Genomic DNA, 19,470 nt, shown 5'->3' with positions numbered 1-19,470 from the left:
CCCGGGTCATGTCAGGCGAGCGAGCTTCCCAACAGACCTGCCCGTTCGGACAGTTCCGCGGGATCGCGCGCGGTCACCACCCCGTCCAGGTACCGGGCGTAGCCGCTCAGCCCACAGCTCGGCCGGTTCCAGTACCTCCGGGCCTCCGGGGTTATCCACGCCATCCGGTGGGCCCGCCTGCTGATCCGCCCCACCAGGTCCTCCCGCGGATCGAGCCCGTTGCTCCGCCCGTCACCCACGACCAGGACCGAGGTCCGGGCGTCGACCAGATCCCCGTGTCGGTCGAGGAGTTCGGCGAACACCCGCCCGTAGTCGCTGCTCGCCTCCAGATCCAGACCGGGCGCGGCAAGCACGGTCGCCAGTGCCCCCGCGCCCGACGAGGACAGCAGGTGGTCGGTGACGTCGACCGGCCGGTCGACGAAGGCGACGACGGAGCACCGGTTGACCTTCTGATGCAGGCTCTGGGCCAGTCGCAGCACGAATCCGGTGACGGGACGGACCGAGAGCGAGACGTCGACGAGGATCAGAAGCTTGAGCGGTCCGGGCACGCGGGTGCGGTTCATGATGGTGAACGCCTCGCCGTCCGTGGCCCAGGCCCGGCGCAGGGTGGAGCGCGAGTCCAGCACCCCACGCGCGAACGGTCGCGAACGCCGGCGGGGCGCTCCCCGGATCCGGCGCATCACCTCGTGTGACGCGCGCTCGAGGTCACCGTCGTCGGTTCCCTCCACGCCCCCGCGATCCTCGTCGTCGCCACTCCCACCGGTTCCCCCGTCGGTGACGTCGTCCGTCAGGCTCCTGAGGAACTCCACGACCGCGTCGACGAACATCCCCACCTGCTCGCTCGGCGGGGGCCCGCCGTCCTCACCGGAACCCGCGTACACCTGGCGGGCGTCGTAACCGTCGAGGGTCCGCAGGACGTCGAGCGCGTCCCCCCAGTCCAACGACTCGTCGCCGGACACCGAGACCGCGGAGGAGCCCATCTCCCCGACCCGGTCCGACGACGCGCGGTCCACCTCGATCTCGTAGGTGACCGTCGACCGCCACTGCTCGGCGCCCTGCTCGACCGCGAACTCCTCCTCGCCCGTCGCGGTCGAGAAGTCGGAGTCGTCGTAGTGGATGTCCTCATCACGCCGGGCGGTGTCGTCGCCCTCGACCAGGTCACCGATCTCTGCCGGGTCCAGGTCCGATGGGGTGAACGGTGACGACCCCTCCGAGTCCAGTTCCAGCTCGTCGGGCAGCGCCCCCACCTGCGGATCATCGCCACGGGCACCGGCGGCGCCCTCGGTCCGGGCCACGTGCAGACCGAGGAAGAGGCGGTCGAACACCGCGTCGAAGACCCGGTTCTCCCGCCGGTACTTGACGGTCACCGCCCGGAGCGCCGGCCGCAGCACCTCGGGCCGCGAGGCCCCCAGCAGCGCGAGGACCGTCCGCACCTCCACCACCTCGGCCGGGGACACGGCCACCCCGCGTTCCCTGAGGCGACGCCCGAACACCACGGAGACGATGTCGAGGACCTCCGGGGGCGAGACGCGGGGCCCCGGGCCGATCGTCATCGTCGTCCGCTCCCACGGCCGGCGGCGCTGCGGGCCCGTCCCGCACCGAACGCGGTGGAGGTCGACGCCCCGGTCGCATCGGCGGCCGCCCGCATGCCCCCGGGACCGCGCGCCGCCTGCTGCGTCGCCGCGGTGCCACCACCGGGCGGCTCGCCGTGCACCCCGGCGAGCATCCCGTCGTGGACCCCCGTGAGGACCTCACGCGCGGCGTCGTCGTCGGACCGGTACTTCAGGAGGGCGGCGGCCAGCACCCAGCCGAGCTCCGGGCTGTCCGGTTCCCACACGGACGCGGCCCGCGCCGCGTCCACCACCTCGGAGATCGACGGGGCCTTGCGCAGGGGCATCTCACGCAGTCGGCGCGCCTTGTCCACCACGTCGGCCGCGACCGGTTCCGACACCTCGGGCGCCCGGGACCGGACGATCTCCGTCTCCCTCGCGGCGTCCGGGAAGTCCACGTGGAAGTGCAGGCACCGGCGCTTGAGGGCGCTGGACAGCTCCCGCGTGTCATTGGAGGTGAGCACCACCCAGGGAGTCGTTCGCGCGCGAAAGGTCCCGAGCTCGGGGATCGTCACCTGCTTCTCCGCGAGCACCTCCAACAGCATCGCCTCGAGCGACTCCTCGGTGCGGTCGATCTCGTCGATGAGCAGGACGACCGGGTCCTCGGAGGTGATGGCCTCGAGCAGCGGCCTGGTCACCAGGAAGTCCTCGCCGTGGATCCCCACCTCCATCTCCGCCAGCGCTGCCGAGGCGGCGCCGAGGTCCTCGTGAGCCTGCAGTTCGGCCGTGATCCGGTCCCGGAGCATCTGGACGTGCAGCAGCTGCTTGGCGTAGTCCCACTCGTACAGCGCCCGGGCGTCGTCCAGGCCCTCGTAACACTGCAGCCGGACCAACCGACGCCCGAACGCGGTCGCGAGCGACTTGGCCAGTTCGGTCTTCCCCACACCGGCCGGGCCCTCCAGCAGCAGCGGCCTGTCGAGGACCGTCGCCAGGTGCACGACGGTCGCCAACTCCCGGTCGACGATGTACCCCGTCGCCCGCAGCGCCTCCCGGAGGAGGTCGACGTCGATCGCCGCGTCAGCGGTTCCCGCCTCGTCGGGGCGGTCTGGGATGACATCCATGGTCGGGCCCTTTCCGTGCTCGCCGATCAGTAGGAGCCGGTCATGGCGTGCTCGACCATGGGGATCAGGGACTCGACCGTGGACTCGCGCGGGTTGCCCGGGGTGCACGCGTCACCCATCATGTGCTCGGCGATCCTGCGGACGTTCTCCGCGGAGGTGTCGATCCTGTCGCCCTTGCCCTTGTACTTGCCCGTGTCCATCTGGTTCTTCTCGTACAGCCCCGGCGTGATCTGGCTGAAGTTGTCCGGGATGCCGACGTCCTTGGACAACCGGATGGCGGCCTCCACCGCGGCGTCGGCCGCCTGGACGGTCGTCATGTTCCGGGTGTCCACGCCCATCTGCGGGGCGAGTTCGGCGTACCGCTGATAACGGGCCGGCAGGTTGTACTCCCACACCCGGGGCAGCGCGATCGCGTTGTTCAGGCCGTGGTGGGTGTCGTAGTACGCGCTGATCGCGTGGGACATCGAGTGGATCATCCCGAGTCCGCCCGAGTTGAACGCCTGGGTGGCGATGTACTGCGCGTTCATCATCCCGGTGCGCGCGTCGAGGTTGCGCGGGTCGTACACGGCCGTGGTGAGGTTGTCCGCCACGAGCTTGGTCGCGTACAACGCGTTGCCCAGCGAGGGGGCGAAGTCGAGCCGCGACACGTACGGCTCCGAACAGTGCGCGAGGACGTCGAACCCGCAGTACGCGGTGAAGTGCTGGGGGCAGGAGTAGTAGAGGAGCGGGTCGTCCATCGCCAGCGAGACCAGGCTGGCGTCGTCGAACGCGACCCACTTGTGCGGGTGGTCCATGTCCGAGGTGTCGGTGATGACGTACGCCCACGAGGTCTCCGCACCGGTTCCCGCTGTGGTGGACACGGCGATGTGCGGAGGGTTCTCGAAGTTGGTGGACTTGGAGAAGCCCTGGAACTCGTTGATGTCGCGGCCGTCGTGGGCGATCACCACGCGTGCGCCCTTGGCGGCGTCGTGGCTGGAGCCTCCGCCCACCGAGATGATGCCGTCGCACTTCTCGGAGTTGTAGAGCGCCGCGGCGTCCATGACGTTGTAGTCCTTGGGGTTGGACTCGACCTTGTCGAAGACCACGACGTCGAGACCCTGGTACTCGATCTTGCCCTTGAGCTCCTCGATGATCCCCGATCCGCGCAACCCGGTGGTCATGATGAGGACGCGGGTCATCCCCAACTTCTTGGCCTCCACGCCGAGGATGTCGTGCGCCCCCACCCCCAACAGCGCCTTGGGGAGCGGGTGGAACTCCTTGATCGGCATGTCCCAGATCTGATTCAGTTCGATCGCCATCGTGCGCCTCCTGCTCGAGCGATCCCCACCAGCGGCGGGGCGGTGTGTGTGACACCGATCACTCTTGCCCGGCGAGCGACCCTGCCGGAACACCTCGCGCGACGTTCTGGCCACCCGGCACCCCGGGGACGGCCCGATCGGCACCGACCGACCTACCCGAGCGGAGAGGCGGCCGGGGCCCGGCGGCACGGACGGCCCGGAAACCCCTCAGGCCCCGAAGCGCTGGTCGAGGACGCGGCACCGCGCTTCCGCCGCCGCGACCGTGGAGGCGTCCGCGTAGCGCGACCTCGCCAGGCCCCGCCACGCGGCGAGGTCCTCGCGACCGGCGCCGGCGACCCAGGCGCGGAGGACGGGGAGCCGATCCGCGGACAGGACCGCGGCCCGCACCATCGAATGGATCTCGAGTCGCAGATCGGCCACCCCGGGGGCATCCGATGACGGCAGGAGTGGTCCCGGGTACGCCGAGACCGCCCTCATGACGTCCCCGCACCCGAGCGCGTCCGTGACGTCACGGACGTCGGTGGTGAGCGCGCCGGGGGCCAGACGATACGGCCTCGACCCCACCACATCCGGCCCGAGCACCCGTCGCAGCCGGGAGACCTCGGCGCGGACGCTGACCTCGTCCAGGCGGTCGTCGGCGAGCAGCTCCGCGAGCGCGCCACCGGTCAAGCCCTCGGGATGGGCGTCGAGCAGCACGCAGATCTCCGCGTGCCTGCCGGTCAGGGCGCGACCGCCGACCCCGGGGACGTCCCCGTCGAGAACGCCCGCACCCAGACCGAGGACCCGCAGCCGCAGCCGCCCGCCGTCGGCCCGGTCAGCACGGGCCGGGCGGGGCACGACGAGACCGGCGGCGGTGCGCAACTCCCCCTCGGCGAGCATGACCGTCGCCCGGATCAGCGCGAGCATCTGGTCCGAGGCGGCGCTGCTCGGACCGGTCACGTCGATGAGCCCTATCAGCTCACCCGAACCGGGGTCGTGCACGGGGGCCGCCGCGCAGCTCCACTCGTGGGCCATCTCGAGGTAGTGCTCGGATCCGCGGACCCGGACCTCGGTGTCGTGCCTGAGCGCGAGGCCCGGTGCGTTGGCCCCGACCGCCTCGTCCGTCCAGACGGCCCCGGGGACGAACGCCATCGACTCGGCTCGTGACCTGACCCCCCGATCCCCGATCACCCGCAGCAGCCGCCCGCGCTCGTCCGCGACGGCGACGATGTGTCCGCTCGACACGACGCCCGGGACGAGGACGGACTCGACCACCGGCAGCACCGACGCCATCCGGTGTTGCGCCACGTGGCGGGAGAGGTCCGGACCCTCCAGCTCGACCGACGGCGCGGCCACCGTGGGGTCGATGCCCCGATGCCTGCTGCGCTCCCACGACTCGGCCACCAGCAGGCTCGCCGTGGATCCCGTGCCCCCGAACATGTCGCCAGTGTAACCCGTATCACAGTATCGGCGATTTCGAACCTGACGCGCCCCTCATAAACGGATCCAAATAGACCGTGCTGGAGACGCACGGCGGCGAACCCTCTACACTTGCCAGTGATACAGGCCACACATGACCTAAGGATCGCAATGACGACCGAGTTCGCCACCCCTCCCGCCACCAAGTCCTTCCCCGTCGAGAACCTCGGCCGGCTCGTGTTCAAGAACGCGGAGGAGGCGCCGAACGACGTCGCGGTACTGCGACTCGTCGGAACCGACTGGACAGAGGTCACCTGCGCCCAGTACCTCCAGGAGGTCAAGGGGGTCGCCAAAGGCCTGATCGCCCGGGGCGTCCAGCCCGGCGACCGCCTGGCCATCATGAGCCACACCCGCTACGAGTGGTCGCTCATCGCCTGGGCCGCGTGGGCGGTCGGCGCCGTCACCGTCCCGATCTACGAGACCTCCTCCTCGGGCCAGTGCGACTGGATCCTCACCGACTCCGGCGCCACCTTCGCCGTGGTCGAGGATCTCGAACTCCGCGAGGTGCTGACGTCCGGCACCGAGTGGAGCGGCGACATCATGGTCATCGAGAACGACCTGGTCGCCCAGCTCACCGCCGCCGGCGCCGACATCTCCGACGAGCAGGTCGAGCAGGCCTCGCTGGCGATGGGCCACGAGGACAGGTGCGCCATCATCTACACCTCGGGCACGACGGGCAACCCCAAGGGTTGCGAGATCCTGCACGGCGGGTTCGGTGGCGTCGTGGTGGCCGTCGAGCAGCAGCTCCAGGACGCGTTCGTCCCCAACAGCCGCACCCTGATCTTCCTGCCGCTGGCCCACGTCCTGGCCCGAATCCTCGAGGTGGCGTGCTTCTACAAGCGCGTCGCCGTGGCCCACGAGCCCGACACCACCAAGGTCGTCGAGCGGCTGTCGGAGGTCCACCCGACCTTCCTCGTGTCGGTCCCGCGCGTGCTCGAGAAGGTCTACAACTCCGCGGCGGGCAAGGCGGAGGCCGCCGGCGGCGCCAAGGCCAAGATCTTCAAGGCCGCGGTGCAGACCGCGATCGACTACTCCACGGCCATCGAGGGCGGCGGGAAGCCGTCCGCGGGCCTGGCGCTCAAGCAGAAGCTGTTCTCCAAGCTCGTCTACTCGAAGCTGCACGAGGCCCTGGGCGGCGAGTGCAACCGCATCATCTCCGGTGGCGGCCCCCTGGGCGCCCGTCTGGGCCACTTCTACCGCGGCGCCGGCTTCGACCTCCTCGAGGGCTACGGCCTCACCGAGTCCTCGGGCGTGCTGACCGTCAACCCGATCGGCCAGGCGAAGATCGGCACGGTGGGTCGGCCGATCCCGGGCGTGACCATCCGGATCGCCGAGGACGGCGAGATCCTGGCCAAGGCCAAGACCCTGTTCAAGGGCTACTGGCAGAACCCGAAGGCCAACGAGGAGGCCTGGACCGGCGAGTGGTACCACACGGGCGACATCGGGCAGCTCGACTCGGACGGTTACCTGTCGATCACCGGCCGCAAGAAGGACCTCATCGTCACCGCCGGTGGCAAGAACGTCTCACCCTCCCAGATGGAGGACCTGCTCTCGGCCGACCCGCTGATCAGCCAGGCCGTGGTGGTGGGTGACAACCGCAACTACATCGCGGCACTGGTCACCATCGACCAGGAGACCTTCCCGGCGTGGCGGGACAAGCACGGCAAGACCGGCGAGGTGGAGGACCTGCTCCAGGACGGTGACCTGGTCGGCGCGATCCAGGACGCCGTGGACCAGGCCAACAAGTCCGTCTCCCGTGCCGAGTCGATCCGCAAGTTCAAGATCCTCGCGGCGGAGTTCTCGGTGGAGAGCGGCGAGCTCACCCCGACGCTCAAGCTCAAGCGCAACGTGGTGCACGACCGCTTCGGCAGCGAGATCGAGGCCCTGTACTCCGGCAACTGACACCCCGACCGCCGGCGCCCGGACCCCACCGCGGGGTACGGGCGCCGCGGCGTTTCTCGGGGCCGGCCGAATTCGCCCGGGCCCGGTCCGGACGGTGGCGGGATCACGTACACTGACCGATAGACAGATCGGTTCATTCTGCAGAACGGAACTCACCAATGGCGAAGATCTACTCCGACATCACCGAGACCATCGGCCACACGCCCCTGGTCCGCCTCAACTCCCTGACCGACGGCCTGGGCGCCACCGTATTGGCCAAGCTCGAATCCGCCAACCCGGCCGCCAGCGTCAAGGACCGCATCGGCGCCGCGATCATCGACGACGCGGTCGCCTCCGGCGCCCTCAAGCCCGGCGGCACCATCGTCGAGGGCACCTCCGGTAACACCGGTATCGCATTGTCCATGGTCGCGTCCGCACGCGGGTTCAAGGCCGTCCTGGTCATGCCCGACACCATGTCGGTCGAGCGCCGCGCCGTCATGCGCGCCTACGGGGCCGAGCTCATCCTCACCCCGGGCTCCGAGGGCATGAAGGGCGCGGTGGCCAAGGCCGAGGAGATCGCCAACACCCGCGAGAACGCCGTACTCGCCCGACAGTTCGCCAACCCGGCCAACCCGGACGTGCACCGTCGGACCAGCGGCCCCGAGGTCTGGGAGGACACCGACGGAGAGGTCGACATCTTCGTGGCCGGCATCGGGACCGGCGGCACCATCACCGGCGCCGGCGGCTACCTCCGCGAGCAGAAGCCGGACATCCAGATCGTGGCCGTCGAGCCCAAGGACTCCCCGCTTCTCACCGAGGGCAAGGCCGGGCCGCACAAGATCCAGGGCCTCGGCGCCAACTTCGTCCCCGAGATCCTCAACCGCGAGATCTACGACGAGGTCATCGACGTCACCCTCGACGACTCGCTGCGGATCGCCAAGCGCCTGGGCAGCGAGGAGGGCATCCTCGCCGGCATCTCCTCCGGCGCCAACGTGTGGGCCGCGCTCGAACTGGCCAAGCGCCCGGAGAACGCCGGCAAGACCATCGTGGTGATCGTGTGCGACTACGGCGAGCGCTACGTGTCCACCATGCTGTTCGAGGACTACCGCGACTGATGACCGACCCGACTCCGTCGACCGCGGACGCGCCCGCGGCGAGGATCCTGCGCACCCTGCGCGAGGACCTCGCCGCGGCGCGTGCCCACGACCCGGCGGCCCGGGGAGATGTCGAGAACGCGATCGTCTACTCCGGGCTGCACGCGATCTGGTCCCACCGCCTCTCCCATCGCCTGTGGGTGGCCGGCGGGGCCGGCCGGTTCGCGGCCCGCGTCCTGAGCCAGTTCACCCGGTTCCTCACCGGGATCGAGATCCATCCCGGTGCCACCATCGGTCGACGGTTCTTCATCGACCACGGGATGGGTGTGGTCATCGGGGAGACCGCGGAGATCGGTGACGACTGCATGCTGTACCACGGGGTCACCCTGGGCGGTGTCTCGCTCAAGCAGGTCAAGCGCCACCCCACCCTGGGCGACCGCGTGACCGTGGGGGCCGGGGCCAAGATCCTGGGCCCCGTCGAGATCGGCTCGGACTCCTCGGTCGGCGCCAACGCCGTCGTGGTCAAGGACGCCCCGGCGAACTCGATCATCGTGGGCGTACCGGGCGTCGCCACGCCGGCCAAGGAGTCGAAGGAGGAGTTGCGCGACGCGCAGTTCTACATCGATCCGGCCATCTACATCTGACCCTCGCCCCTCCGGTCACCCCGACGACGCTCCTGATCGCGTCGGCGGGGTGGCCTGAGTCGTCTCGTGAGGGTTAGGATCGCCGTCATCGCACCGGCAGGATCGAGGTGACCGGCACCGTGACGCAGATGCGAGCCTGGGTGGTCCGCGAACCGGGCCCCCTGGCGGAGTCGCCCCTGGACTTCGTCGACACGCCCGTTCCCGAGCCCGGGCCGGGAGAGGTCCTGCTCCGCGTTCTCACGTGCGGGGTCTGCCGCACCGATCTTCACGTCGCCACGGGTGACCTCCCGGTCCGACGACCGCGGGTGGTGCCCGGCCACGAGATCGTCGGAGAGGTCGTGGGTTCGGGACCCGGGTGCGTCCGGTTCCTCACCGGTGACCGGGTGGGCGTCCCCTGGCTGCGGGGCACCTGCGGGAGTTGCGGCGCCTGCCGGTCCGGACGGGAGAACCTGTGCGCGCGGTCCCGCTACACCGGATGGGATGCCGACGGCGGCTACGCGGAGTTCACGACGGTCCCCGAGGCGTTCGCCTACGCCCTTCCCGACGGGATCGACGACCTCTCGGCCGCGCCGCTGCTGTGCGCGGGCATCATCGGTTACCGTGCGCTCAAGCGTGCGGCGCTCCCGCCGGGCGGCAGGCTGGGCGTCTACGGCTTCGGCGGTTCCGCTCATCTCACCGCGCAACTCGCTCTCGCGCAGGGGGCAGAGGTCCACGTGCTCACCCGGGGCGAGGGCGCGCGCCGGTTGGCACTCGAGCTCGGCGCGGCCTCGGCCGGGGACGCCCGCGAGCGTCCCCCGGTCCCGCTCGACGCCGCGATCCTCTTCGCCCCGGCGGGGGAGATCGTGCCGGAGGCCCTGGCGGCACTCGCCCCCGGCGCGACCCTCGCCGTGGCCGGCATCCACCTCTCCGACATCCCCCGGCTCGACTACCAGCGGCACCTGTTCCACGAGCGGACCGTGACCAGTGTGGAGAGCAACACCCGCTCCGACGGCGAGGAGTTCCTCGCCCTGGCCGAGCGCCTCGCCCTCCGCCCCACCACCCACGAGTACCGCCTCGACGAGGCCGACGCCGCCCTGGCCTACCTCGACGCAGGGGACGTCCGCGGCGCCGGCGTCCTCCGCGTGGCCGACCGGTCCACCGAACGACGCCGACCGTCAGCCCGCCGCGCTCCGGCTGACCGCGACGGCGGCTGAACCGGGCACCGGCTAGCCTCGCACCATGGGACGACGGACGAGTCGTCACCCCGCGCAGAGGATCATCGCCGGGAGTGACGCCAGAGGAGAGGTGGCGACCCTCGCGGTGGAGGAGCCGCTGGAGATCCGTCTCGGCGGACGACCCTATCTCGTCACGATGCGCACCCCGGGCGACGACATGGACCTGGCCGCCGGTTACCTGGTGTCAGAGGGAGCGATCTGGCACCGCGACCACCTCCCGGAGATCTGCTACTGCACCACGGTGAGCGGCCGCACCGAGCAGGACTACAACACCCTCACCGTGACCCTGTCCCCCGATGTCCCGGAGCCCCGGTCCGTCCGCGCGACCGCCATGACCAGCTCCTGCGGGGTGTGCGGCGTCGACTCGATCGCGGAGGTGCGCACGGCGACCCATTTCCCCGCCGAACCGGCCACCCCCCTGGTCGGGGCTGCGGTCCTGCTCTCCCTGCCCGACCGGCTCCGCGAGAAGCAGATCGTCTTCGGCCGGACCGGCGGGGTCCACGCGGCGGCACTGTTCTCCCCCGAGGGCGCCCTGCTCTGCCTGCGCGAGGACGTAGGACGGCACAACGCGGTCGACAAGGTGGTGGGCTGGGCACTGCGCGAGGGCCGGCTCCCGCTACGAGAGACGATCCTGCAGGTCTCGGGGCGGGCCTCGTTCGAATTGGTGCAGAAGACCTCGATGGCGGGCATACCGGTGATCTCCGCGGTCAGCGCCCCCTCGTCGTTGGCCGTGGACCTCGCCGGCGAGACCGGGGTGACGCTGGTCGGGTTCAGTCGTGGCGACCGCGCCACCGTCTACACCCATCCGGAGCGCATCGGCGACTGATCTACCGGCCACGCGCACGCCGGGGCCGCGGCTGCGGCGAGGTGTGTTCGGGCGCACAATGGGCCCATGAGCCTGATTCCTCGCATCCGTCGGTCCGCGCCCGTCGCCGACATCGACGAGACCCGGATCCGGGTCGACGAACCCGAGACCAGCGCGGCGGGCCTCAAGGCCGTCTCGGTGGCGCTCGAGCGGGGGATCTCGCAAGCCGGAGTGTCCCGGACGGCGCAGGCGTTGGCCCGCCTCAACCACCGCGGCGGCACCGACTGCCCCGGATGCGCCTGGCCCGAGTCCATCACCGGGCCGCGCAAACCCGCCGAGTTCTGCGAGAACGGCGCCAAGGCCGTGGCCGAGGAGTCCACCACCCGGACGGTGACCCCCGAGTGGTGGGCCGCCCACCCGATCCGCGAGCTACGTGACAAGACCGAGTACTGGCTGGGAAACCAGGGCCGGATCACCGAGCCGGTGGTGCTGCGACCGGGTGACGACCACTACTCCCCCATCTCCTGGCGGGACGCGTTCGCACTCATGGCCGAGCACGTGAACTCCACGTCGCCGGACCGTTGCGTGTTCTACACCTCGGGCCGCACCGCCAACGAGACCGCGTTCATGTACCAGCTGCTCGCGCGGTCGATCGGCACCAACAACCTGCCCGACTGCTCCAACATGTGTCACGAGTCGTCCGGATCGGCGATGACGCCCACGATCGGCATCGGCAAGGGGACCGTCTCGCTGGAGGATTTCGATCACGCGGACGTCATCCTCGTCGTCGGACAGAATCCCGGCACCAACCACCCGCGGATGCTCTCCGCCCTCACCGACGCCCGGCGACGCGGTGCCCACGTGGTGGCCGTGAACCCGTTGCCCGAGGCCGGCCTGCTCGGGTTCGCCGACCCCCAGTCCCCGACGGGGATCGCCAAGAGCCTCGTCGAGGGCGGAGGCGAGACCGTCGCGGACGACTTCCTGCAGATCAAGGTGGGTGGCGACCTCGCCTTGTTCCAAGCCCTCGGCCATCTGCTGCTGCGCGCGGAGGACGCGGCTCCGGGAACCGTGGTGGACCGCGAATTCGTGGACACGTGCACCGAGGGGTTCCGGGACTATGCCGCCGCGCGTGCCGCGCTGGACTGGGAGGCCACCGAGCGGGCCACGGGCCTGCGACGCGACCAGATCGAGCGACTGGCCACGCTGCTCGTGCACTCGCGGGGCACGATCATCTGCTGGGCACTGGGACTCACGCAGCAGCCCCATTCGGTGGACACCCTGCGCGAGATCGTCAACGTCCTGCTGCTGCAGGGCAACTTCGGCAAGCCCGGCGCCGGCGCCTGCCCGGTCCGCGGACACTCGAACGTGCAGGGCGACCGGACCATGGGGATCTGGGAGAAGCCGGGCGCGATGCTGCTGGACGGGCTCGACGACGAGTTCGGCATCACCTCGCCGCGTGAGCACGGCTACGACTCGACGGAGACACTCGAGGCGTTCGAGCGCGGTGACGTGGACGTGTTCGTCTCCATGGGCGGCAACTTCGCCAAGGCGTGCTCGGACACCGATGTGCTCGAGACCGGGATGCAGCGCACCGGGTTGACCGTGCACGTGTCGACCAAGCCCAACCGCTCACACGTGGTCCACGGTCAGACGTCGCTCATCCTCCCGACCCTCGGACGGACGGACCGTGACGACCGCCATCCGGGGGGCGCACAGTTCGTCTCGGTGGAGGACTCGATGTCGGTGATCCGCTCGTCCCAGGGGCGCCTGGAGCCGGTGTCGGACCAACTCCTCAGCGAACCGCAGATCGTCGCGGGCATGGCAGAGGCGATCCTGGGCCACGACCACCCGGTGGGGTGGCGGGCGATGGCGGAGGACTACGACGTCATCCGCGACCACATCTCGCGCGTGATCCCCGGGTTCTCGGACTACAACCGCCGGGTGCGACAGAAGTCCGGCTTCGTGCTGCCCAATCCGCCGCGCGACACCCGGTCCTTCGCGACTCCGTCGGGGCGCGCGCAGTTCACGGTGTCACCGCTGGAGTGGCTGGAGGCGCCGGCCGGGCACCTGATCCTGCAGACCCTGCGGTCGCACGATCAGTACAACACCACCTTCTACGGTCTCGACGACCGCTACCGGGGCATCTCCGAGGGCCGGCGGGTGATCCTGGTGAACCCGGACGACCTGCGCGACCTGGGTCTCGCGGACCGCCAGCTGGTCGACGTGGTGAGTGTGTTCACCGGCTCGGACGGAGTGACCAGCGAGCGCCGGGCGGACGAGTTCCGGCTGGTGTCCTACCCGACGGCCCGCGGCTGCTGCGCGGCCTACTTCCCCGAGGCCAACAACCTGGTCCACCGTCAGAACGTCGCGCGGGAGTCCAACACGCCCGGCTTCAAGGCGGTGACCGTCCGGTTCGAGCCGCGGAGTGAGCGCTAGCGAGGGCAGCGGCGAGCAACCGGCGCACGGGCGGAGCCCGGTTCGAGCCGCGGAGTGAGCGCTAGCGAGGGCAGCGGCGAGCAACCGGCGCACGGGCGGAGCCCGGTTCGAGCCGCGGAGTGAGCGCTAGCTGAGCCGGGTGCGTGCAGGAGCGCCCGCGGGATCGACGACGTCGGGGACGCCGGCGGAACCGTCGACATCCGCGGCATCGGAGACAGCCGCATCGCCGGATTCCGACTCGCCGTGCGGAACGTACCTGCGGCCGGGCGCCACGAACAGCAGCAGCACCGCCGCACCAGCCGCGACCATTCCCAGGGCGAACATCGCGTCGGAGATCCCTGTCGCGAAGACCTCCGCGGCGGCGTCGACGATGCCCTGCAGCGCGGGCCCGGCGATGGTGACGTACTCGACCGCTCCCGCGAAAGAGCTCTCCACCGCCTGCCGTCCGGACTCGGGCACGCCTGGCAGGACGTCGACGATCCCGGTGGCGTAGCTGCCTGCCAGGATGCTGCCGGAGATCGCGATGCCGATGGCGGCGCCCACCTCGCGCATCGCGTCGTTGACGGCGGCGGCCACGCCCTGCTCGTCCACCGAGATGTCGGACACGATCGCGGAGGTGGCGGGTGCGGTCGACACGCCCAGTCCCACACTGGCCACGAGCAGCGGCCAGAGGATCTCCCAGTAGGTCGAGTCCACGCCCAGCCGGGAGAGCAGGACCATCCCGGTCGCGATCGCCGCAAGTCCCACCACGGTGACCACCCGGAGTCCGACCCGCGCCGTGATGCGGGGCGAGAGGAGCGAGAAGACCATCACCGGGATCACCATCGGGGCCAGCGCCAGGGAGGCGGAAAGCGCGTCGTACCCCTTGACCAGCTGGAGGTACTGCACCATGAGCAGGAAGAACCCGAAGATCGTGAGGAACTGCATGCCCACGGCGACCGACCCGGTGGTGAAGCCGCGGCGCCGGAAGTACCGCACGTCGAGGAGGGGGTCGGTGGCGCGGAGTTCGACCAGGACGAAGCCGATCAGGCTCACGACCGCCGCCACCAGGGCGACGACGACGAGGGGTTCTCCGAAGCTCGTGTGCGCCCCCTCGATGAGCCCGAAGACGACTCCGCCGACCGCCAACGCCGAGAACACGGACCCCAGCACGTCCGGCCGACCGTGCCGGGAGGCCACGGATTCGCCGATGGTGAAGGCCGCCAGGAGCACGAGAAGGCCGACCACGGAGTAGACCACGAAGATCGACTTCCACGACCAGATCTGCAGCATGAGGCCCGAGCTGAGCAGGCCGACGATCCCGCCGATGCCCGCGAACCCGGCCCACATCCCCACTGCGGTGCCCCGGCGTTCGGACGGGAAGCTGGCGGTGAGCAGCGAGAGGGTGGAGGGCATGACGAACGCCGCGCCCACCCCTGCCACCGCCCGCAGGGCGATCACCCACAGCGGCGAGTCCAGCCAGATGGGCAGGGCCGAGGCCGCGGTGAACAGGACCAGTCCCACGATGAGGGTGGCCCGGCGGCCGAAGCGGTCCCCCAGCGCGCCGGCGGTGAGCACGAGCGCGGCGAGCGCCAGCGTGTAGGAGTCGATGATCCATGTGAGCTGGGCCTGGGTGGCGCCGGTGGCCACGGCGATGTCCGGCAGCGACGTGTACAGAGCGGACATCGTCGCGACGACCAGCGACACCGCCACGATGTTGACGAACAGCAGCCAGCGGCGCCGTCCGGTGGTCAGTTCCAGCACGTGGGCTCCCGGGGGTCAGGGTCGGCAGGGGTGGGGGTGGGTCGTGTCGAGAAACGATACCGGCGGTATCGGTCGGGTCCCCCACCGTATACCACCGGGGGCCGTCACAATGGACCCATGAAGTCTCCGACCGATCCGCGCCGGGCACGTTCGCGGGGCAAACTCCTCGACGCCGCGGTCGATCTACTCCTGGCGGGTGGCGCCGCGGCGGTCACGGTGGACGCGGTCACCCGCGTGTCCGGGGTCGCCCGGACCACGCTGTACCGCAACTTCCCCTCCACCGACTCACTGATCGCCGCGGCGTTCCGACGCCTGCTGCCTGCGCCGGAGCCGCCTCCGGGCGACGCCCCGGTGCGCGATCAACTCATCCAGCTGTGCACGTCCATGACGCGGCTGATCCAGGACGCCCCCCTCCAGCAGTCGATGTGGGGATGGCTGGCGATGGGCCGGGGAGCCGGGGACGACGACGAGGTGGGCGAGCTGCGACGCGGAGTCGTGGACTCCTACGCCGCCCCCCTGCACGCGATCCTGTCCGCCGCCGAATCCGCCGGGACCCTGATCCCCGGGGACCGCGACCTGGCGGTGGCACAGCTCGCCGGGCCGGTGGTCCTCTCCCGCATGATCGGACTGCGTCCGTTCGCCGAGACGGACATCGAGATCCTCGTCGACGACTTCCTTCGCAGCCGCCTGGCGGGGAACGCGGGCCGAGACCGCCCGGTCGGTGAGACGGACCAGCACGACGCGGCGGCCGACTCGTGACCGATTCCGTCGGGGCGATCGTCCTGGCCGGTGGCCGCGCGAGCCGACTCGACGGCACGGACAAGGCAGGAATCGCGGTGGCGGGCCGGCAGATGCTCGAGACCGTGGTCGCCGCCGCCGCGGCCGTGGCGGACCCGGTCGTCACGGTCGGCCCCGGAGGCGACACCTGCGAGGAACCGCCCTACTCCGGTCCGGTCGCCGGGATCGCGGCGGGACTGGCGGCGCTCCCGGAGAGGGTGGACCTCGTCGTCGTCGTCGCCTGTGACCTCCCCGACCTCGACTCCGACACCCTCCGCCGTCTCGTCGCCGCGCTGGGGCGGCCCGCTGCTGGCAGCGCGCGGCGGCACGCCGAGTCGACCGGGCGGCCCGCCGCCGTCCTGGCCGTGGACGCCGGGGGCCGCGACCAGTACCTGCTCGCCGCGTGGCACCGCCGCGCCCTCGCCGCGCGACTCGAGTCCCTGGGGCGATCCCGAGGACCGGCCGGGCGACCGGTCAGGGCCCTGTACGACGACGAGGTTCTCACCCGTGTGACCGTGGGCGCGCCCGCGCGGGACGTCGACACCTGGGCCGAGGTGGCCGCCTCAGGGCCGATCGCGCTGGCACACGTGGGGGCTGTGCTGCGCGCGGCGCTCGTCCCGCTGCCCGCGACCGCGCGCCCTCCCCTCGAGGCGGTCGGAGCCGTGCTCGCCGCACCGCTGCTCGCCGCCGACCCCATGCCGCGGGAGCCCGTGTCGGCGATGGACGGGTACGCCCTGGCCGGTGAGGGGCCGTGGCGGTTGACCGGCCGGGCCCGCCGGGCCGGGGACGACTCGCCCGCCGGACTGGTCCCCGGCGCCGCCGCGCCCATCGCCACCGGCGCGCTCGTCCCGGCGGGGAGCGACAGGGTGCTGCGCCATGAGCTCGTCGAGGTGACGCGGGACGGTTCCGGGCCCGCCGTGGTGAGGGCACTGCCCCGTGCCGCCGGACAGAACGATCTGAGACCTGCCGGCGAGGACTGGGCCGCCGGCCACGAGCTCGCGGACGCGGGGGCCACACTCGACCCCGCGCTGGCCTCCGCGGCCCTCTCGGCCGGCCTGACCTCGGTGGCGGTCCGCGGTCCGGTGCGCGCGGTCGTCGTGACCACGGGTGACGAGATCCTGCCCGCCCACAGCCCGTCGCCGCTCCCACCGGGCCGGATCCGCGACACCGTGGGCCCGCTCCTCGTCGGGGTGCTCGGGCGGGCGGGGTTGGCCTGTTCCGGGCCACCCGGTCACTGCCCGGACACCGCCGAGGCCATGGACGCGGTGCTCACGGGCCGCGCCGGATCCGCGACGTCGGACGCGGACGTCGTCGTCCTGGTCGGAGCGACCGGCCGCGGGGTGGCCGACCACCTGCGCCCCGCCCTCGACCGGGCCGGCGCGGCGATAGTGCTCGACGGGGTCCGGGTCCGGCCCGGGGGGTCGCAGCTCGTGGCGGCCCTGCCCGACGGCCGCGTCCTGCTGGGCCTGCCCGGCAATCCCCTCGCTGCGGTGAGCGCCGCTGCGACGACGGGCCGCGCGCTCGTCGACGCGCTCACCGGGAGGTCGCGCCCCGAGGTGCTGGCGCCGGTCCCCGGACTCGACCGGCTGACCGCCCCGGGCCGGACGAGGATCCTCCCGGCCCGGCCCGACGGAGCCGGCGGATGGTCGCTGTCCGCCCGGGTCCGCACCGCCCACCTCGCCGACCTCGCAGGCGCTCCCGCGCTCGCCGTGGTCCCGGAGGGCGCAGCGTCGGGCGATCTCGTCGAGATCATCGACTGGATCTGAGGTGGGGTACACGATCATCGCCGTGGCGTTCGATCTAGCCGCGGTTGCCTCGGCGCTCGCCGCGTACACCGGACACCGTGGGTGGGTCACCGATCCCCGCAAGGGCTACCGGGTGCCTGACCGGGTCCGCAATGATCCCGTGCTGACCCATAGGGCGAACCGACTGGTGGCGACGTGGTGCCTGCTCGCCGCCGGGTTGGCGTCGGCACCAGTGATCGCGGTGGTTCCCGCGCTGATGTCCGAGTTCCGGTTGGACTCCACCACCGGCTTCCTCGCCGTCGCCGCCGCATACGCGCTGGTGGTGGGCGCGATCGCTCGGTACCCCTTCGCCCGGATACAGCACCTGTAGGACGGGCGCAGCCGGACGCTCCAGGACGGGCTGACGACCGGGTCGTGTTAACGTCTGATCGCCAGCATGACCCCCTGGGGTCGCGGGAACCCGGTGTGACTCCGGGACTGACGCGCAGCGGTATGGGTGATGGCGGGGCACGATGCCACTGGATCGCAGGATCTGGGAAGGCGCCCCGTCCAGGTGATCCCGAGTCCGAATACCGGCTGGCCCTCGCGGTCCCCACCGCAAGGTCATGATCGGGCTTCGCGTTCCAGGCCCGCGACCTCGGAGTACACCCATGCGCAAATCAGGCCTGATCGCCCTCGTCGGCGCCGCCGCCCTCGTCCTGACCTCCTGCACCGCCGATGACCCGGCCGCCACCGCCGGCCCCGCGGTCGGCCCGATCGAGAACTGCGGACAGGAGGTGACCGTCGACTCCGCTCCCGAGCGGATCGTCTCGCTCAACCAGAGCTCGACGGAGATCCTGCTCGCCCTGGGCCTCGCCGACCGGATGGTGGGCACCGCCACCTGGACCGACCCCGTTCTGGACGAGTTCGCCGAGGCCAACGCCGGCATCCCGCGACTGGCCGACAACGCGCCGTCGATGGAGTCCGTCCTCGACGTGGAACCGGACTTCGTCACCGCCTCGTTCGGCAGCACGCTCAGCGAGGGCGGCGTCGCGACCCGCGAGCAGTTCCATGAGCTGGGCGTGGGCACCTACCTCTCCCCCGCCGACTGCGTCGGCAAGATCTCCGATTCCGGGGACGGGGTGCGAGAGCAACCGTTCACCCCGGATCTGCTCTACCGGGAGATCACCGAACTCGCGCAGATCTTCCAGGTCGAGGAGGCCGGAGAACGACTCGTGACGGACCTGCAGGGCCGGCTTGACCGGGCACACGAGGACGTGGACGCGACCGGAGTCTCGGCGATGTTCTGGTTCGCCAACTCCGAATCCCCGTACCTGGCCGGCTGCTGCGGCGCCCCCGGACTGATCTCGACGACCCTCGGTCTGAAGAACGTGTTCGACGACACCACCCAGGAGTGGCCCCAGATCAACTGGGAGGTGGTGGCCGAGCGCGATCCCGACGTCATCGTCCTCGGCGACCTGACCCGCCGGAGCCAGACCGCCGAGACCGGGGCCGCCAAGATCGCCTACCTGGAATCGAATCCGGTGACCCGGGAGATGTCGGCGGTCCGCGAGAAGCGGTTCATCGAGCTCACGGGCGCAGAGATGAACCCCTCCCTCCGCACGGTCTACGGCGTCGAGACCGTCGCCGCGGACCTCGACGACCTCGGGCTGGTCGGTGAGCACGATCCATCGAACTGACCTGCTGCCCAGTGCCCCGCCGGTT

The 19,470-nt window shown here is 71.1% G+C and carries 15 protein-coding genes and 1 riboswitch; of the genes, 10 read left to right on the top strand and 5 right to left on the bottom strand.

Annotation, left to right across the window (positions count from 1 at the left end; genetic code table 11):
* Positions 1–11: 11 nt before the first annotated feature.
* The 4 genes from CT688_RS01105 to CT688_RS01090 all read right to left on the bottom strand — a co-directional run bounded on the left by CT688_RS01105 (position 12) and on the right by CT688_RS01090 (position 5,388).
* Entirely contained in the window at positions 12–1,553 is a 1,542-nt protein-coding gene (locus tag CT688_RS01105) for a VWA domain-containing protein (protein ID WP_107755408.1), read from the bottom strand.
* The gene (locus tag CT688_RS01100; protein ID WP_107755407.1) at positions 1,550–2,671 is read right to left on the bottom strand and encodes a MoxR family ATPase; all 1,122 of its coding nucleotides are present in this window, start codon (positions 2,669–2,671) and stop codon (positions 1,550–1,552) included. The genes CT688_RS01105 and CT688_RS01100 overlap by 4 nt, the downstream gene beginning before the upstream one ends.
* Positions 2,672–2,697: 26 nt before the next feature.
* On the bottom strand, positions 2,698–3,969 hold the full coding sequence (gene mdo / locus CT688_RS01095; protein WP_107755406.1) for an NDMA-dependent methanol dehydrogenase: 1,272 nt from the start codon (positions 3,967–3,969) through the stop codon (positions 2,698–2,700).
* 207 nt (positions 3,970–4,176) lie between these two features.
* The gene (locus CT688_RS01090) at positions 4,177–5,388 is read right to left on the bottom strand and encodes a GAF domain-containing protein (RefSeq protein WP_107755405.1); all 1,212 of its coding nucleotides are present in this window, start codon (positions 5,386–5,388) and stop codon (positions 4,177–4,179) included.
* Between the two features lie 150 nt (positions 5,389–5,538).
* On the opposite strand from CT688_RS01090, the gene CT688_RS01085 reads away from it, so the two are divergent.
* The 6 genes from CT688_RS01085 to CT688_RS01060 all read left to right on the top strand — a co-directional run bounded on the left by CT688_RS01085 (position 5,539) and on the right by CT688_RS01060 (position 13,501).
* Positions 5,539–7,329, top strand: a complete 1,791-nt coding sequence (locus CT688_RS01085; RefSeq protein ID WP_107755404.1) for a long-chain fatty acid--CoA ligase — start codon at positions 5,539–5,541, stop codon at positions 7,327–7,329.
* Positions 7,330–7,487: 158 nt separating this feature from the next.
* A complete protein-coding gene (gene cysK / locus CT688_RS01080; RefSeq protein ID WP_107755403.1) occupies positions 7,488–8,423 on the top strand; it encodes a cysteine synthase A in 936 nt (311 codons plus the stop codon).
* Positions 8,423–9,046: a serine O-acetyltransferase EpsC gene (epsC, locus tag CT688_RS01075; RefSeq protein WP_107755402.1), complete on the top strand. Its 624-nt coding sequence runs from the start codon at positions 8,423–8,425 to the stop codon at positions 9,044–9,046. Before cysK ends, epsC begins: the two co-directional genes overlap by 1 nt.
* Positions 9,047–9,174: 128 nt before the next feature.
* Complete coding sequence (locus tag CT688_RS01070) at positions 9,175–10,239, top strand: zinc-dependent alcohol dehydrogenase family protein (protein ID WP_197431492.1); 1,065 nt, start codon at positions 9,175–9,177, stop codon at positions 10,237–10,239.
* Positions 10,240–10,264: 25 nt separating this feature from the next.
* Positions 10,265–11,086, top strand: a complete 822-nt coding sequence (gene fdhD, locus CT688_RS01065; RefSeq protein ID WP_107755400.1) for a formate dehydrogenase accessory sulfurtransferase FdhD — start codon at positions 10,265–10,267, stop codon at positions 11,084–11,086.
* A 66-nt stretch (positions 11,087–11,152) separates the two neighbouring features.
* Positions 11,153–13,501 (top strand): FdhF/YdeP family oxidoreductase, encoded by a 2,349-nt coding sequence (locus tag CT688_RS01060; RefSeq protein WP_107755399.1) that lies wholly within the window; start codon positions 11,153–11,155, stop codon positions 13,499–13,501.
* A 126-nt stretch (positions 13,502–13,627) separates the two neighbouring features.
* On the opposite strand, the gene CT688_RS01055 is transcribed toward CT688_RS01060, so the two are convergent.
* Positions 13,628–15,244, bottom strand: a complete 1,617-nt coding sequence (locus CT688_RS01055; protein WP_107755398.1) for an MFS transporter — start codon at positions 15,242–15,244, stop codon at positions 13,628–13,630.
* A gap of 117 nt (positions 15,245–15,361) precedes the next feature.
* Here CT688_RS01055 and CT688_RS01050 point away from each other — a divergent pair, with 117 nt between their 5' ends.
* The 4 genes from CT688_RS01050 (at position 15,362) to CT688_RS01035 (ending at position 19,445) form a co-directional block, all read left to right on the top strand.
* Complete coding sequence (locus CT688_RS01050) at positions 15,362–16,003, top strand: TetR/AcrR family transcriptional regulator (RefSeq protein WP_107755397.1); 642 nt, start codon at positions 15,362–15,364, stop codon at positions 16,001–16,003.
* Entirely contained in the window at positions 16,000–17,787 is a 1,788-nt protein-coding gene (locus tag CT688_RS01045; RefSeq protein ID WP_107755396.1) for an NTP transferase domain-containing protein, read from the top strand. Before CT688_RS01050 ends, CT688_RS01045 begins: the two co-directional genes overlap by 4 nt.
* Before the next feature lies 1 nt (position 17,788).
* Positions 17,789–18,136: a hypothetical protein gene (locus CT688_RS01040; protein ID WP_107755395.1), complete on the top strand. Its 348-nt coding sequence runs from the start codon at positions 17,789–17,791 to the stop codon at positions 18,134–18,136.
* Between the two features lie 45 nt (positions 18,137–18,181).
* A riboswitch (cobalamin riboswitch) is annotated at positions 18,182–18,362 on the top strand.
* A gap of 54 nt (positions 18,363–18,416) precedes the next feature.
* Complete coding sequence (locus CT688_RS01035) at positions 18,417–19,445, top strand: ABC transporter substrate-binding protein (RefSeq protein WP_107755394.1); 1,029 nt, start codon at positions 18,417–18,419, stop codon at positions 19,443–19,445.
* The last annotated feature ends 25 nt before the right edge of the window (positions 19,446–19,470 follow it).

This window comes from Dietzia sp. JS16-p6b (assembly GCF_003052165.1).
In the GTDB taxonomy this organism is placed as follows: Bacteria; Actinomycetota; Actinomycetes; order Mycobacteriales; family Mycobacteriaceae; genus Dietzia.
The sequence above is the reverse complement of the archived record's forward strand: the minus strand, read 5'-3'. Positions and strand labels throughout refer to the sequence as shown.